The sequence below is a fragment of the Paraburkholderia mimosarum LMG 23256 = NBRC 106338 genome (assembly GCF_000739815.1).
GTDB lineage: Bacteria > Pseudomonadota > Gammaproteobacteria > Burkholderiales > Burkholderiaceae > Paraburkholderia > Paraburkholderia mimosarum.
In genome coordinates, this window is record NZ_BBJJ01000230.1 from 1 (window position 1) to 2,559 (window position 2,559).

At 66.4% G+C, this 2,559-nt stretch carries 1 protein-coding gene; it reads right to left on the reverse strand.

All coding sequences use genetic code 11. From position 1 onward, the window contains the following. The coding region (locus tag BMI01S_RS36895) for an efflux RND transporter permease subunit (RefSeq protein WP_042293203.1) at positions 1-2,451 on the reverse strand (2,451 nt) is incomplete at its 3' end. Between the last annotated feature and the right edge of the window lie 108 nt (positions 2,452-2,559).

Below are 2,559 nucleotides of genomic sequence, written 5' to 3' on the forward strand. Positions count from 1 at the left end.
GTTGGGCAGCGCGCCATGCATGACGTCGGCGCGCACCGTGAGCGTCGGCACGCGGTTGCGCCGCCATACCAGCGGCGACTCCTGCTCCTCCGTGAACGTCGCGAACTGGCTCAGCGGCACCATCCGGCCCGCCGGCGTGGGCACCTGCAGCGTGCCCAGCGTCTGGACCGTGAGCGGCTGCTCCTGGTCGGCGCGCGCGACCACGTTGACCAGATAGATGTCGTCGCGGATCTGCGTGAGGGGCGTGCCCGTCACGATGGTGTTCATGATCGCGGCCAGCGCGGCGCTGCTCACGCCGAGCTGGCGCGCCTCATCCTGATCGATGTGGATGCGGATCTGCCGGGCCGGCTCCATCCAGTCGAAATTGACATGGCGCGTGCGCGAGTCCGCACCCACGATGCCGGCGAGATCGAGGGCAACCCTGCGCACCTGTGCCGGGTCCGGGCCCGAGACGCGATACTGCAGCGGCCAGCCCACCGGCGGCCCCAGTTCCAGCGGCGACACGCGCGCCACGATGCCGGGAAACTGCTCGCTCAGCACCTTCTCCAGTTTCAGCTGCAGCCGGTCGCGCGCCTCGAGGTTTTTCGCCACCACGACGATCTGGGCGAAAAATGGATTGGGCAACTGGGCATTGAGCGTGAGAATGAAGCGCACGGCGCCACGGCCCACATAGCTGCTGAAGTGATCGACATCGGGATCGCTCTTCAAAATGGCTTCGATGCGCGCGACCTGCGCCTCGGTGGCACGGATCGACGCGTTCTGGCGCAAGGTCAGATCCACCGTCAGCTCGGGCCGGTCCGACGCGGGGAAAAACTGCTGCGGCACGAAGCGCACCAGGAAGATCGACACCACGAACGCCGCCAGCGTAATGGCCAGCGTCAACCACCTCATGCGCAGCGCGCCACGCAGGAAGCGGTCATAGGCCATGATCATCCTGCCGGGCTTGTCGGGCGCCTTGTCTGCCTTCGGCGCCTTCAGGATGGCCTGACCAACGAGCGGCGAGAAAATCACGGCGCCAAACCACGACACGAGCAGCGCGATGGCGACCACCGAGAAAATGGAAAACGTATACTCGCCCGCCGAACTCCTCGCGAAGCCGATCGGCACGAAGCTCGAAATCGACACGAGCGTGCCGATCAGCATCGGCGCGGCGAGCGTCCGGTACGCGAACGTCGCCGCCTGATCCTTGGTGTCGCCCGCGGCGAGCCGGTTGATCATGGCGTCGACGGTCGTCATGGCGTCGTCCACCATCAGCGTCAGTGCGATGATCAGCGCGCCTAACGACACGCGGTGCAGGTCGATGTGTACGACGTCCATGATCGCGAACACGATCGCCAGGGTAAGCGGAATCGACGCCGCCACCACCGTCCCCGGCCGGACGCCCAGACTCACGAAGCTGCACGCGAGGATGATGATGATGGCCTGCCAGAGCGACGCCATGAAGTCGCTGATGGCGACATCGACCGTATCGGACTGGTTGGCGACGAGAAAAGGCTCGATGCCGGCGGGCAGGTTCGCGGTCGCATCGGCCATCTCGGCCTTCAGGTTGTGGCCGAGCGCGAGGATGTCGCCCGAATCGCGCATGGCGATGGCAAGGCCGATGGCGGGCTTGCCGTTGACGCGGAACATCGGCTGCGGCGGATCGGCGAAGCCGCGCCGGATGGTGGCGATGTCGCCCAGGCGTACGATGCGCCCGCCCAGCACGAGGTTGACGTTCCCGATATCGCGTTCGGAATCGAAGGCGCCCGTGACCCTGAAGAACACGCGCTCCTGCCCGGTCTGCAGCACGCCCGACGGCCGGATGACGTTCTGCGAGCGCAATGCCGCGACGATGGACGGGTAATCCAGACGCAGGCCCGCGAGACGCGTGGTGGAGAACTCGATATAGATCTGCTCGTCCTGCGCGCCGAGCACCTCGATCTTCGAGACGTCCGGCACCAGCAGCAGACGCGAACGGATCGCCTCGACGCGATCACGCAGCTCGCGCATGTTGTAGCCGTCGGCGGTGAATCCGTAGATGATGCCGAAGGTGTCGCCGAAGTCGTCGTTGAAGAACGGCCCGAGCGTACCGGCGGGCAGCGTCTGGCGCATGTCGCCCACGTTCTTGCGAACCTGATACCAGATGTCCTGCACTTCGGCGGGCGGCGTCGATTGCAGCAGATCGATGAAGATCGTCGTCTGGCCCGCCGTCGTATAGCTGCGGATGCGATCGAGGTGGCGGGTCTCCTGCAGCGTGCGCTCGAGCCGCTCGGTCACCTGCGAGAGCGTGTCGTCGACCGTGGCCCCCGGCCACACGGCGGAGACCACCATGGTGCGGAACGTGAAGACCGGGTCTTCGGCGCGCCCCAGCCGGAAAAACGACAGGGTGCCCGCCACGAGCGCGGCGATCATGAGGAACACGACCAGCGGGCGCTTCGCGAGTGCCCATTCGGATAGATTCGGGCCGATCACCTGGCTACCCCGGTCCAGTGAATTTTTTGTCCCGGCCGCAATGCCTGCACGCCGGCCGTCACGACCACGTCGCCCGGGGCGAGGCCCTGCGAGACCTGCACGCGCTCC